The sequence below is a fragment of the Lactococcus sp. bn62 genome (genome assembly GCF_029492705.2).
Classification (GTDB): Bacteria; Bacillota; Bacilli; order Lactobacillales; family Streptococcaceae; genus Lactococcus; species Lactococcus petauri.
Window position 1 is genome coordinate 2,029,667 of record NZ_CP120417.1, and the last position, 13,766, is coordinate 2,043,432.

Consider the following 13,766-nt stretch of genomic DNA (forward strand, 5'->3'; position numbering starts at 1 on the left):
ACTCTGTATGTTACTCAGAGCATATCTAAAACACTATTTTATTCCTTTAAACTTCAACTTAATCCACCTTGAGATTAAGCAGAGACTTATGAGTGTTAAATCTATTTTATTTAATATACTGCTATTTTAATAATCAATAGTCACTTCGTCGAAAAAATATTAACTTCATATACTTTTGGTTCAATAGCATTTTTTCATTATAACATGAATTTAAGTTTATTTTTTAAAATTTTTATTCTTTTGTCAAAAATGCAAAAAGAAACGAGACAGATATTTGCTAACTCGTTTCTTTTTGTACTTTTTTCTATAATTTTATTACCATACTTTCGCAAGCTTAATAGAAAGATAATCAATTTCTTCCAATTCTAAAACCACCAAAATCCATGATTTCTCTTATTGCTTTTGACCCTCCTATTCTATTTCTTTTTCCTGGTTCCTTTAATTCAGCTGCTAGAAATTCCGGAATATCAGTAATATCCGTAATATTAATTCGGTACTGATCTCCATACTTTTTAGGAAAACCACCAGAAGTTACTCCTTCTTTTATAATATAGGCATTAGGTTTGTTTTCCGGGGCTTCTGCCAATTCACGATCAATTCGACAATTATCCTTTAAAAACTCTACAACTTTTATTTTTTCACTCTCTGAAAGTTCCTTCCAATTTTCTAATGATAGACCCATAGTTTTCTCCTATATAATTATTATTCGCTGCTTTGAAATATCAATTCAACAGCTTCTTACTATGATAATTATAACATATCTATAGGAATAAGATCTTTTCTTAAATAGATTTTTTATGTCTACTTTATAAATAGTAATAATAAAATATCTTATAGATAAAACACTTAAGGATATAAACACAGAAAACTCTATATTAAAATAATGTAGATAAAATAAGGATTCAATGAACTGTAAATATCTACATTTTTTCTAACAAGCCCAGAATACCTGAACGTTTAGCATAACGTAAAATTGAGGCATGAGAAATAGCTTCTTTTTCCATATTTAATTCTCCTTAATCCCAAGCAAATTATTATAAATTCTTTGACTTAATACAGTTGGTGATGGCTTATAAGTATCAATAACCTTTAATACTTCTTCTTTTGTGAGCTTCACTCGTTGAATAAATTTATGAGGTAACTTACTCAATTCAGTATAAATACGTACATCATAAGTTGTTTTTCCTTCTGTTACTGTATGTTTTTTTATATCAATCATTTTTTTACCCCTTAATATCTTTTTCTGTAAACAATTGCCGTCCACATTTTGAATTAGCACAAAACCAACGTTTTCCGTACTTATAAGATAAACTATCCGTAGGTTCTGTAGTATTGATAAATTCGCCATCTGAATTATATAAGTCTGCAAATACTCCCTTTGTAGTTCCCTTCACTTCAAAGTAATTACCTCCACAATATTTACACTCACTAACTGGAAATTTCATTTGCTCCACGCATTCAAGGCTTCACTTGCCATAGCTCCTGCACAACCGCCCATATCCGCAATCATTTCTAATACTTCTTGAAAGTATTCTTCTTTACTCACTAGATCAGTGTGACCTGTTAAGTAATCAATCGTAACGTTATAATAGCATGCAAACTTTCCTAATAATTCTATATCAGGGACACGTAAGCCTGTTTCATATCTTGCATAGCTTGTAGGAAGCAGTCCTAAAGCTTCGCATACTTCTTTACGCTCTAAACTTCTTGCACGTCTTAACCCAATTAAATTTTGAGAAATTGATGTCATAGTATTCTCCTTTAAAAACTATATGAAATCAAAAGAACCAAGTAATTTATAAACAATCCCTGTTTCAATTGAAAGATAATCTGTTTAATTTCTTTATTTACATCTACAGAGATATTTAATAAAAAAAGTTGTTCATACTTCTGTACTTTATCTTCTAATTTTTCAATATTAATAAATAACTGTTCTCTATTCGAAATCATAAAAAATCCAATAAAAAAAACAGCCTTAAAGCTGTTTATTTCTCATTCTTTCTTTTTGAATAATCATTTGTAAATCTGCTATATTACCTCTTAGCTCTGATTTTAATAATGCTGAAACCTCGCTCCAGTCTATACGGTCATATTCATGTACACCCATATTTCGATAACCTTTAATAGCTCGCCATGGAATATAGTTATACCGTTCCTGTAACTCCTCAGAAATACGACCAACCGCAAGCATTTCCCCCATTTGTTCTAAGCTCTTAGAAATACCTTTTTGATATAGGCTATCATTAAATAAACGTTCTTCTGAGTTATCAATTTGACTAAAAAATTCAAGAGCTTCCTCTGCATGATATACCATTTGTTCTAAATAGTATAAATCACGGTTATGCTGCATAAATTTCTTCTCTCTCCTGTTCAATATTTTCTAAGATTTCATCTGTGCCTGGTACTTTTTTATTCATTACAAAAGCCTGTAATGAAACTAAGTCTACTTTCTTTCCTAAACTATCTTCTAGTTCATCAAGCAACATGTACTTAGTTGTTAGTGACATTGAATTATCAAATTTCACATACAATAAATCAATATCACTATCTTCTCTTGCTTCACCTCTTGCATAAGAGCCAAATAAATAAACTTCTTTCAAATTATATTTTTTCGCAATAGGTGCTACTTTTTCTGTAATTTCTTCAATAGTTAAAATCATGTTGTCTCCTTTCAGAAGTATCTCTTTCTACTCTTAGTATATCACAAAGTAGAACAGGTACAGAGGGATTTGAACCCCCACAGCAAGTTTTGGAGACTTGCGGACTAGCCATTATCTTATGTACCCATAAAAAAACTTATAGCTCTTGTCTTAGGTAGTCATTATCACACCCACAAGAAAATATAAGTTTTTACTTCATTCATAATAAAAAGCCCTAATTTTTAAGGCTTTCTTTTTATCTTATTGTCTATTAAAATGAATACCAAAAAAGTATTCATAAGTTAACAGACAGTTTTTCGTCTATTAACCTTCCGCCATTGTCTATCATCTCGACAGTCAACCACTTAAGACCTATTTCAAGACTTATAGAGAAATAGGCGACGGTAGGATTCGTACAGCGACTGCGATAACCCCTTAGCTGTGAGTGGGTACAGTATCGGTTTTAAAATGAAAATTTTGTTTTCCTTGAAATAATACCCCTTGTATTACCTGTTAGACAGAAGCAAGCGTTACTCTAAGCATACTTGACTTCCCAAAACTTTCCCGACTTCTTCAAGCGTACAACTTATACACTCCTAGAATAATCTAGGTGGCTGTCTTCATTTCTCGTCCTATAACAATTTACGCTCTGCTAAGCGTGCTGTAAGTAGCAACCCTTTATAAGCATTTGTCGCCATTGGCTTTTCTCCTTAAAAATTGTTATAATAATAATGTTCTATGTTATTAAATAACAACTTGCAAGAAGCTCCACTCACTGGGGCTATTTGCTTATTCTTTTTGTAGTTTTTTAACGTTTGGCGTTAACTACATTTATCATTTTAACGCAACAGGTTAATTTTGTCAACTGATAACTATATTTTTTTATTATTTTTAAGGAGGTCTCAAAATGTTTTACGAACGCCTAAAATCTCTCGCAAAAGAAAACAAAAAATCTTTTAACGAAATCGAAGCCGATTTAGGTTATTCCAAAAATTCTATGTATCATTATAAAAAAGTAAATCCTAGTAATGATAAACTGACTAAATTAGCGGAATATTTTAATGTTAGTACAGATTATCTCCTCGGAAATACTACTGCTAAAGATTATGACTCTAAACGTCTTGATGAAAGTATTGAAAACTCAAAAAGTTTTGATGGAAGCCCCCTAGATGATGAGGATAAAGAAATTATCCATAACTTAATAAAGGATTATCTCGAGAGTAAAGGAAAGTAATTTTTTGATACATAAAGTATGGCGATTTTGTAAAGACGAAAATGTTACCCTTCTTTACGACTATACAGGAACTTTAAAATCTAAAGGAAAATATATCCATGATAACGGAAATGATTATATTATTGTTCGAGCAGGACTTCCTGAATTAGAAGAATTAAAAGTAATCTTACATGAATTAGAACATGTTAGACATGGCGATATAGGATTTTATAATTCTTTACAAATACTTAAAGTAGAAGCTTCAGCAAATAAAGATGGAATTGCGGATTTAATATCTTTACTAGCAACTGAAGAAATACCTCAGCCTAACTATTTAAAAATTGCGGAATATCTTGGAGTTGATCCTGAGTATTATAAACCAGTAATTTCTGAAGCTTTAAAAAAATATCAAGCTGAATACTAAATTTTTGGTAACAAAAAAAGAGTAGATATTGAATTCCACTCTTTTTTATTTTGTGAATTTTATCTGTTGATACAATTCATCAATATACTTATTTTCTTTAATCTCTTTATACATTTCAAAAAGTAATTTGTACTGTTCATACAAATCTTCTCTCTGAGATTTTATTTTAGATACATCGGTATGTTTATTAAATACTTCTTTTTCCAGCTCAGATAGCTCTCGCAGATTATCCATATTCCACTCATACCTACGTACACTTTTAATCATTTCTTTATATGAATTAATAAAATTACTGATGTGCTCCCCTTCTTTTCCTGAAAACAATAAAGGAATTTCATAAGAAAGTAACGTCATATCATTCATTTTCATTAAGAAACTGTCTTGCTTTCTTCGCCAAGTATGGTCTTTTTCATTTTTCCCCCTAATCGAATTCCCAATATCTTGTAAATAATAATTGTTAGTTAATTTTATATACATGAAAATTGGAAACTCACTATCTTCCTTGTTAAGGATAAAATTTTCGTCATCGATAGACAGATATAGCGCTTTAATAATTTTCCAACTCGTAACTCTTCGTTCAAATAAAGATTGCTTAATATTTAAGTCAATTTGATATTTTTCACGTTCTTCTATTTTTTTCTGACGTTCATCTAATTCATTTTGCCTTTTGTTTTGTTGTATTAATTGATATACCGTAACTACAAGAACAAATGCTCCTACAATCGAACCAACTGCAGTCCAAAAAGTTGTCCAAAATTCCATATCTACTACTTTTCTTTACTATTTTTATAAGTTTTAGAATTTTCTTTAACTAAATCTAAGTTATTAAAACTAAAAACATCATCTTTATAGTCATATGGATATTCTGCAACATTAGTGTATTTCATTGTTTTACGTTTCTTATCTAATATCCAAGAAGTAGGAGAATCAATAGTATCAGGAATATATGTTAATACATCCCCTTTAATAACAATCTTATCCCCCTCTTTAAAATATTCTCCTCCTACTTTATCATTAGAATAATATTCATAATATGTACCATTCATACTATTTGACTTCACTTGTCTTAGACCTAAAAAAACACCTGATAAAATTACAATTATACTTACTAATCCAATAATATACCACTTTTTATTTCTCATTAAATTCTTTCCTCCAACTTATATTATCTACATAATAACATAATAAGACTTACAAAGTAAAAAATTGCTGAAAGTTTTCAATCTCAGCAATCCTTTATTTTATAAATTTTATATACACACTATTTTACGAGCTTGGTTAGTTTTTTGGTTAGTTTCAAATTTACTTTTCCAAAATCATATATCTACTGCCATAGAAACTCTTTTTATGTTAAAGGCCTATTATAACATATTTCATACAATAACCATTTGTCCTTTTATTCGAGACTTGAGCTTGTTAGGAAAGGACATTTTAAAATGATATAAAATAAAAAGACGTAAGTTTCCTTACGTCTTTTTATTAACGATAATCTGGTTTTTCTTTGTGATTATTGTATACATTTGCAATACGTTCTGCTGCTCCTGGTTCAACCATTTCTAGAGCGTTTGAAATTTCGTTAAAAGCTCCATCATAGTTGCGCGCACGATCAAAGAGTTGTAAGCTTCGAGCAATGGCTCCAGCAATACGTTCATCACTTGCTTTATAACGATTAGCATATTGCATCAACTGTTCTGCAAGAACGGCATGATCTACTAAATCATCTGTTGCATCTTTCAAGGCTTCCATATCTTGAGTAGATGTGTCAAGTTGATGGTTCACTACATCAATATTAATACGTACTTTACCTAATTCTTTAAAGAGGGCTTCTAAGCGCTCACTTGTCGCAAAGAAGAGATCTAAATAATCTTTCGGTAAACCTGGAAGGTTACGTTTTTCCACATAACGCTTGATGATGCGTAATTCTGAGTCAAAGCGATCAGCAGCTTCTTGTGCAACTTTTTCTTGCTCACGTAAGTTAGCAAGTCCTTCACTAATACTAATTTGGTTCTTTTCGATATCTTCCAAAGCTTCAATAATTGAATTTACATTTCCACCTAAAGCAGAGTAAGGTTTTTGTTTTTCTTTAACTGCTTCAAGCACACTGTCAACTTCCCCTTCGAGGATATCAAGATGCTCAGAGTAGCTACGTACAGCTGCTTTTTCATTGTCAGACAGCAAATATGACTGCATCGTGTGGTCGATTTCTAACAAGAGGTTTTTGTTGTTTGCACGTGTGTGTTCGATATAGCTTCGGAGAATATTGACGCGTTTTTCTACGCTACGACGTGCTTTATATTCACGCTCAAAAATGTCATAAATACCGTTAATACGGTCATTAATTGAAGAAATACGGGCTTCCGTTGCTTCAAGTTCAAAACTGTCAAGAAGGGCTTTAGCTTCCTCCAAATCATCTTGGATAGCTTTCATTTCATTCTCAAGGTTAACACTTGCAGGAAGTACGTAATCTTCCTCTTCGAACTTATGAACTGTTTCTTCTAACTCTTCAATTTGTTTTGGCAACTCTTTATCGACAACAACAAGCAAGTCTGGGATTTGCTCTGTAATTGCACGCAAAGCAATTGTATGTTCTTCCGCAGTTTCTAACACTTCGGCTGCTTCAATCGGATCCCCTGTTGAGTTAAGCGTAACAAACTGTGAAAATTCTGTTTCTATGTTTGCTAAGTGACGGTTAATTTCGTCAATAACTGTACCATATTTTTCTTGGTTATCAGTGATTTCATCGCGGAGTGTTTCATAAAGGTCAAGAGATTCTTGAATTTTTGTCGAATTACGTTTTTCTTGTTCGACCAACTCTGCAACACCTGCACGAATCGCTTCGACTTCAGATTCCATAACTTCGATTTGTGCTTCGCTATCATCAGCAGACTCACGTGCACGGAAAAAATGGAAGGAGTCATTCAATTGCTCAGCTTCAAAAATATGGTTTTCTAAATCAGCAAATGAATCTGATGACAAATCAATCCATTTTTGGTTCCACTCACGGAAAATGGTCTGTGACTGTCCAACGAGATGCATCTTCTTGACGGCATCTAATTCTTCTTGCACAGGTAAATCAAAAAGCAGCTCTTTGCGCTCTTCCAACTCAAGAATACGATTTTCTGTTTTCTTACGCATTACCATTGAAAATACATAGAATCCAACGACAATCACTATGAGAACGCCCAAAAGAATAATTATTGTACTTGACATCTTCTCTCCAAAACTTTAGGTAATTTTATCTTTTTATTTAAACTTATTTTTAAATACAAAGTTTCACTCTTTATTATAGCACATTATATTTGATTTTACATCACTTTTCTACATTTTTTAGATTACACACACTATAAGTTTAAAACCATGAAAAAGAAGCGCTTCACACAAATAGTCATAAAAAAAACAGCTCTAATGAACTGTTTTTTTTATAATTAAGCAAGACCTGCTGCTTCAGCAACTTCAGCCGCGAAGTTATTTTCTGCTTTCTCGATACCTTCACCCACTTCGTAACGTGTAAATGCTACAACTTTAGCCCCTTTAGACTCAAGGAAAGCTTCTACTGTTTTGCTGTCATCCATAACATAAAGTTGTCCAAGAAGTGTGTAGGCTTGGTCGACTTTAGTGTTATCAATGATGAATTTTGCAACTTTACCAGGGATGATTTTACCCAAGATCGCTTCTGGTTTACCTTCAGCCAAAAGTTCTTCTTTCATTTCTGCTTCAGCATTTGCAAGAACTTCTTCAGTCAATTGGCTACGTGATCCGTAGGCAAGATGTGGAAGCATTGGTTTGTTTACCAATTTGCGGCTTTCGTTATCTTCATCGATTGTGTGGTTTAATTTAGCTAACTCATCATGAACAAACTCAGCATCCAACTCTTTGTAAGAGAGAACAGTTGGGTTCATCGCAGCGATATGCATTGCAACTGCTTTAGCCAGCTCAGCATCTCCACCTTCAACAACTGTAACTACACCGATACGACCTTGGTTGTGTTGGTAAACACCAAAGGTTTGCGCATCTGTTTTTTCGATAAGTTGGAAACGACGGAATGAAATTTTTTCACCAATTGTCGCTGTAGCTTGTGTGTAAGAATCTTCAAGGCTGATACCTTCTGCAGTTGTCAAAGCCAAAGCTTCTTCATTAGTTGCAGGTTTTTTCTCTGCAATAAGTTCAGCTGTTTCTTTAACGATAGCAACGAATTGTTCATTTTTAGCAACGAAGTCTGTTTCTGAGTTCAATTCGATAAGTGCTGCAGTATTACCATTTACAGCGATACCTGTCAAACCTTCAGCGGCGATACGGTCAGCTTTTTTCTCAGCTTTCGCAATACCTTTTTCACGAAGGAGCTCAGCGGCTGCTTCCATATTTCCATCAGTTTCAACAAGTGCACGTTTAGCATCCATGATACCTGCACCAGTTTTTTCACGCAATTCTTTTACTTGAGCTGCTGTTACTGCCATTGTATAATTCTCCTATTATTATATTTTATAAAAAAACAGGGAGGCGTAGGGCCTCGCCTGTATTATTCATTACAAATTATTTGCCTTCAACGATTTCAGCAAGTTCTTCAAGTGATTCTTCTGAAGCAGCAGTATCTTTAACCGCAAGTTCAGCTTCTACTGAATCTTCGCCTTGACGACCTTCGATGATAGCGTCAGCCATTTTAGCAGTGATCAATTTAACTGCACGGATAGCATCATCGTTTGCTGGGATAATAACGTCGATTGGATCTGGGTCAGCATTTGTATCAACCATTGCTACAACTGGGATTCCCAATTTTTGAGCTTCTTGGATAGCGATTTGTTCATTGTGTGGGTCAACAACGTACATCACATCTGGGATGCGAGGCATGTCAGCGATACCACCGATGAATTTTTCAAGACGTTCGCGTTCTTTGTTCAAAAGAACAACTTCTTTCTTAGGCAATACTTCGAAAGTTCCGTCTTCTTCCATTTTGTTGATTGATTTAAGGCGTGCTACACGTTTTTGGATAGTATTCCAGTTAGTGAGCATACCACCAAGCCAACGGTGGTTTACATAGTATTGACCAGCACGAAGTGCTTCTTCTTTAACAGCTTCTGAAGCTTGTTTTTTAGTACCAACAAAAAGTACTACAGCACCTTCAGATGAAGCGTTACGTACATAGTTGTAAGCATCGTCAACAAGTTTAACTGTTTTTTGAAGGTCGATAACGTGGATACCATTACGTTCTGTGAAGATGTATGGTTTCATTTTTGGGTTCCAACGACGAGTTTGGTGACCGAAGTGAACACCAGCTTCAAGAAGTTGTTTCATTGAAATAACTGACATATTAATGTCTCCTTTTAAAATAGTTTTTCCTCTTTTAACTGTCAGCCAATGCCGCTACACAAGTGCACTACGACACTGTCAAGTCAAAATGTGAAATTATTGCCCATAGACAACAGTACTATTATACACTAAACACTCCCTTATTGCAAGAGCTTGTTGTGTCATTTTGTTGGCTGTCCTATCTTCGCAAATTCCAAGAGATTTAGTTTCCTGAAAACGCTCATTTATGATAAAATAATTATACGAATATTAAATGTTAAAGGAGCCAAGATATGCGTGAAAAAATTCTAGTTGGCGGTTACACTAAGCGTGAATCAAAGGGGATTTATAGTTTTGACCTAGATATTGCAAAGGAAGAACTTTCTAATCTAACTGAAGTTGCTCATGTTCAAAATGCTACTTATTTTGCTTTGGACAAAACAAAACAGCACCTTTACACTTGTGCTGCAGATGAAAATGGTGGCGGTATTGCTGCTCTCAGCTATAAAAGAGGTAAAACAGAGCTTCTCAACTATGTTACTAGTGTTGGCGCACCTCTGTGCTATGTAGCCGTTGATAATAAACGTGGTTTTGTTTACGGTGCCAATTATCACTTAGGGGAAATCCGTGTCTACAAAATTCAAAAAGATGGGTCGCTTACCTTAACAGACACTGTAAAACATGAAGGCGAGGGATCAAAAGTACACCCTGGCCAAGAACGCCCTCACGTGCATTACACAGATCTTACACCTGACGGACGCTTAGTTACTTGTGATTTGGGTACAGATGAGATTACAGTTTACGATGTTGTTGGTGAAGAAGGCAAGCTCTCTCTTGTAAGCCTCTATCGTATGCCTGCAGGTACTGGAGTACGTCATCTTACTTTCCATCCCAATGGTAAGATTGCTTATGCTATTGGTGAGTTTTCTTCTACTGTAACTGTTCTCAGCTATAATGAAGAAAAAGGACGCTTTGCTGCACTGGAAACAATCAGTACTCTTCCAGTAGATTTTGAAGGCACAAAGAGCGCATCTGCTCTCCGTCTTTCTTCCGATGGTGCATTTCTTTATGCTTCAAATCGTGGACATAATTCTATCGCCATCTACAGTGTGAGCCCCTTAGGGACAAAGATAACTTTAGAAGATATTGTAAAAACTGAAGGGGAAACGCCCCGCGATTTCAATTTCAACAGTACAGAAGATTTTATTATCGTAGCACATCAAGATAGCGATAATATTAGTCTTTTCCGCCGTAATAGGAAAACAGGAATGCTCACACTTAAGCAAAAAGATTTTTATAGCCCAGAGGGCACATGTATTTTACCAACACTCTAATGAAAACCGCCCTTAAGGCGGTTTTTTTATCATTAAAATGCAGATAGTATTTTATCAAAAAAAGTTTGTGTGGTTTTACACAATATTATTTGACAGCACTTTCAAAGTTTGTTAAAATAATACGTGATAAATTTCACAAAGGAGAAATTTAAATATGTCAAGCAAGAATACCAAAAAAGAACTAACAACCGCTGATAAAGCTGTACTTGCGGAAAAAGCAGAGCAATATACAGACGGTCTTGTCAAAAAAGCACATCAAGCCGCTTTACAATTTGAAGGCTACACACAAGTGCAAGTAGATAAAATTGTCGCAGCAATGGCCTTAGCGGCAAGCGAACATTCCCTGGAACTTGCGCACGAAGCTCATAATGAAACAGGGCGAGGAATCGTTGAGGATAAGGATACTAAAAACCGCTTTGCTTCAGAATCTGTTTATAATTCAATTAAAAATGATAAAACAGTAGGAGTAATCAGCGAGAACAAAGTTGCTGGCTCAGTAGAAATTGCAGCCCCTTTGGGTGTGCTTGCAGGAATTGTACCAACAACCAACCCTACTTCTACAACAATTTTCAAATCACTTTTAACAGCAAAAACACGAAATGCTATCGTATTCGCCTTTCATCCTCAAGCCCAAAATTGTTCCTCTCATGCCGCACGTATTGTCTACGAAGCTGCCCTAAAAGCTGGGGCACCTGAGAACTTTATCCAATGGGTCGAAGATCCAAGTCTTTACAACACTACTGCACTTATCCAAAACCACGGTATTGCTTCTATTCTAGCTACAGGTGGACCCGGAATGGTTAATGCAGCACTCAAGTCAGGCAACCCTTCACTAGGAGTGGGAGCAGGTAATGGTGCCGTCTTCGTTGATGCTACTGCAAATGTGGATCGTGCAGTTGAAGACCTGCTACTTTCTAAACGTTTTGATAACGGCATGATTTGCGCTACCGAAAACTCTGCTGTAGTTGCTGCAGAAATTTACGATGAATTCCTCGAAAAACTTCAAGCTCACGGTGCTTACAATGTTCCAAAGGAAGATTATTCAGCCATCGAAAAATTTGTTTTTGTTGAGCGTGCGGGTGAGGGCTTCGGAGTAACTGGTCCAGTTGCCGGCCGTCCTGGCCCATGGATTGCTGAACAAGCAGGCGTAAAAGTACCTGAAGGAAAAGATGTTCTTCTCTTTGAATTGGAAGAAAAAAACATTGGTGAAGCTCTCTCTTCTGAAAAGCTTAGCCCGCTTTTGTCAATTTACAAATCTACCTCACGCGAAAATGGTACCACCATCGTTCAGAAACTTTTGGCTTATCAAGGCGCTGGGCATAATGCGGCTATCCAGATAGGTGCACAAGACGATCCTTTTGTGAAAGAATATGCTGATGCTATTGGTGCTGCACGTATCTTAGTTAACCAACCAGATTCTATTGGAGGCGTTGGTGATATCTATACTGATGCAATGCGTCCATCGCTGACTTTAGGAACTGGTTCATGGGGGAAAAATTCAATCTCACACAATTTGAGTACATATGATCTATTGAATATCAAAACAGTGGCACGTCGTCGTAATCGCCCACAATGGGTTCGTCTGCCAAAAGAAATTTACTACGAAAACAACTCTATTTCTTACCTACAAGAAATGCCTAATATCGAGCGTGCTTTTGTCGTCACAGACCACGGCATGTTGCAATTTGGCTTTGTCGACCACATGCTTGAGCAATTGGCCGTTCGTGAAACACAAGTTCAAACTTCAATATATGGTTCTGTAAAACCTGACCCAACACTTTCACAAGCGATTGAAATTGCTCGACAAATGGCTGATTTTAAACCTGACACAGTTATCGCACTCGGCGGTGGTTCTCCACTTGATGCAGCAAAAATTGGCCGCTTGATTTATGAATACTCTGTTCGTGGAGAGGTTGACCTCAATGATGACGTTGCACTAAAAGCTCTCTTTGAGCAGTTGGCGCAAAAATTCATCGATATTCGTAAACGTATCGTCAAATTCCCGCATCAAGATCAAACGCAATTGGTATGTATTCCGACCACTTCTGGTACAGGTTCTGAAGTAACGCCCTTTGCTGTTATCACCGATGATGAAACCCATGTTAAATATCCTTTAGCTGATTATCAACTTACACCTCAAGTAGCTATTGTTGACCCTGAATTTGTTATGACCGTGCCAAAACGTACTGTGGCTTGGTCAGGTATTGATGCCCTCAGTCACGCGCTTGAATCCTATGTTTCAGTCATGGCTTCGGATTATACTAAACCATTATCACTTCGTGCCATTAAGTTAATCTTTGATAATTTGACAACCTCATATCACTACGACCCATCAAAGCCTTCTAAAGAAGGACAAGTCGCACGCGCCAATATGCACAATGCAGCAACCTTAGCTGGTATGGCCTTTGCCAATGCATTTCTCGGTATTAATCACTCCCTAGCCCACAAAGTGGGGGGTGAGTTTGAATTACCACATGGTTTAGCTATCGCTATCGCTATGCCTCACGTCATTAAATTTAACGCTGTAACAGGAAACGTTAAACGTACACCATACCCACGTTATGAGATTTACCGTGCCCAAGAAGATTACGCTGAAATTGCGCGTTATATTGGTCTTACAGGTAAAGATGATGCGGAACTCGTAGACAAACTTATTAAGGAAATTAAAAAATTGACGGACAGCATCGATATCGATGTCACTCTATCAGGAAATGGTGTTGATAAAAACCACTTGGAGTGTGAACTCGATAAGCTTGCAAACCTTGTTTATGATGATCAATGCACACCTGGAAATCCACGCCAGCCAAGTATTTCAGAGCTTAAAACACTCTTACAAGATCAATATTAAGCATAAAAAAAGCTGTAAATTACAG

The 13,766-nt window shown here is 35.6% G+C and carries 15 protein-coding genes and 1 tRNA gene; 4 read left to right on the forward strand and 12 right to left on the reverse strand.

Annotation, left to right across the window (positions count from 1 at the left end; translation table 11 throughout):
• Positions 1–349: 349 nt before the first annotated feature.
• The 7 genes from P3G65_RS10550 to P3G65_RS10580 form a co-directional block, all read right to left on the reverse strand.
• Positions 350–682, reverse strand: a complete 333-nt coding sequence (locus P3G65_RS10550) for a hypothetical protein (protein ID WP_284071192.1) — start codon at positions 680–682, stop codon at positions 350–352.
• Between the two features lie 324 nt (positions 683–1,006).
• Positions 1,007–1,219, reverse strand: coding sequence for a hypothetical protein (locus P3G65_RS10555; RefSeq protein WP_284071193.1), 213 nt, complete (start codon positions 1,217–1,219; stop codon positions 1,007–1,009).
• Between the two features lie 4 nt (positions 1,220–1,223).
• The gene (locus P3G65_RS10560) at positions 1,224–1,394 is read right to left on the reverse strand and encodes a hypothetical protein (protein WP_284071194.1); all 171 of its coding nucleotides are present in this window, start codon (positions 1,392–1,394) and stop codon (positions 1,224–1,226) included.
• Positions 1,395–1,441: 47 nt separating this feature from the next.
• On the reverse strand, positions 1,442–1,750 hold the full coding sequence (locus tag P3G65_RS10565) for a helix-turn-helix domain-containing protein (protein WP_284071195.1): 309 nt from the start codon (positions 1,748–1,750) through the stop codon (positions 1,442–1,444).
• Positions 1,751–1,975: 225 nt separating this feature from the next.
• Positions 1,976–2,350, reverse strand: coding sequence for a DUF86 domain-containing protein (locus P3G65_RS10570; RefSeq protein WP_284071196.1), 375 nt, complete (start codon positions 2,348–2,350; stop codon positions 1,976–1,978).
• Positions 2,340–2,660 (reverse strand): nucleotidyltransferase family protein, encoded by a 321-nt coding sequence (locus tag P3G65_RS10575; protein WP_284071197.1) that lies wholly within the window; start codon positions 2,658–2,660, stop codon positions 2,340–2,342. Before P3G65_RS10575 ends, P3G65_RS10570 begins: the two co-directional genes overlap by 11 nt.
• Before the next feature lie 54 nt (positions 2,661–2,714).
• Positions 2,715–2,786, reverse strand: a tRNA-Trp gene (locus P3G65_RS10580).
• A gap of 760 nt (positions 2,787–3,546) precedes the next feature.
• Between P3G65_RS10580 and P3G65_RS10585 the strand changes: the two genes are divergently transcribed.
• Both P3G65_RS10585 and P3G65_RS10590 read left to right on the forward strand, forming a co-directional pair.
• Positions 3,547–3,873 carry a helix-turn-helix transcriptional regulator gene (locus P3G65_RS10585; protein WP_206886726.1) on the forward strand — a complete coding sequence of 109 codons (327 nt, stop codon included), beginning with the start codon at positions 3,547–3,549 and terminating at the stop codon, positions 3,871–3,873.
• 4 nt (positions 3,874–3,877) lie between these two features.
• Positions 3,878–4,276, forward strand: coding sequence for a hypothetical protein (locus P3G65_RS10590; protein WP_253019536.1), 399 nt, complete (start codon positions 3,878–3,880; stop codon positions 4,274–4,276).
• 45 nt (positions 4,277–4,321) lie between these two features.
• On the opposite strand, the gene P3G65_RS10595 is transcribed toward P3G65_RS10590, so the two are convergent.
• From P3G65_RS10595 to rpsB, 5 genes are all read right to left on the reverse strand, one after another.
• Entirely contained in the window at positions 4,322–5,038 is a 717-nt protein-coding gene (locus tag P3G65_RS10595; RefSeq protein ID WP_253019537.1) for a hypothetical protein, read from the reverse strand.
• A 5-nt stretch (positions 5,039–5,043) separates the two neighbouring features.
• Positions 5,044–5,418, reverse strand: coding sequence for a hypothetical protein (locus P3G65_RS10600; RefSeq protein WP_284071198.1), 375 nt, complete (start codon positions 5,416–5,418; stop codon positions 5,044–5,046).
• Between the two features lie 337 nt (positions 5,419–5,755).
• A complete protein-coding gene (gene ezrA, locus P3G65_RS10605) occupies positions 5,756–7,486 on the reverse strand; it encodes a septation ring formation regulator EzrA (protein WP_017369501.1) in 1,731 nt (576 codons plus the stop codon).
• Between the two features lie 215 nt (positions 7,487–7,701).
• On the reverse strand, positions 7,702–8,730 hold the full coding sequence (gene tsf, locus P3G65_RS10610) for a translation elongation factor Ts (protein WP_003133160.1): 1,029 nt from the start codon (positions 8,728–8,730) through the stop codon (positions 7,702–7,704).
• 76 nt (positions 8,731–8,806) lie between these two features.
• Positions 8,807–9,580, reverse strand: a complete 774-nt coding sequence (gene rpsB, locus P3G65_RS10615; RefSeq protein ID WP_003133158.1) for a 30S ribosomal protein S2 — start codon at positions 9,578–9,580, stop codon at positions 8,807–8,809.
• A gap of 272 nt (positions 9,581–9,852) precedes the next feature.
• Between rpsB and P3G65_RS10620 the strand changes: the two genes are divergently transcribed.
• Both P3G65_RS10620 and adhE read left to right on the forward strand, forming a co-directional pair.
• Positions 9,853–10,893: a lactonase family protein gene (locus P3G65_RS10620; RefSeq protein ID WP_019291938.1), complete on the forward strand. Its 1,041-nt coding sequence runs from the start codon at positions 9,853–9,855 to the stop codon at positions 10,891–10,893.
• Positions 10,894–11,047: 154 nt separating this feature from the next.
• Positions 11,048–13,741 carry a bifunctional acetaldehyde-CoA/alcohol dehydrogenase gene (gene adhE, locus P3G65_RS10625; RefSeq protein ID WP_284071199.1) on the forward strand — a complete coding sequence of 898 codons (2,694 nt, stop codon included), beginning with the start codon at positions 11,048–11,050 and terminating at the stop codon, positions 13,739–13,741.
• The last annotated feature ends 25 nt before the right edge of the window (positions 13,742–13,766 follow it).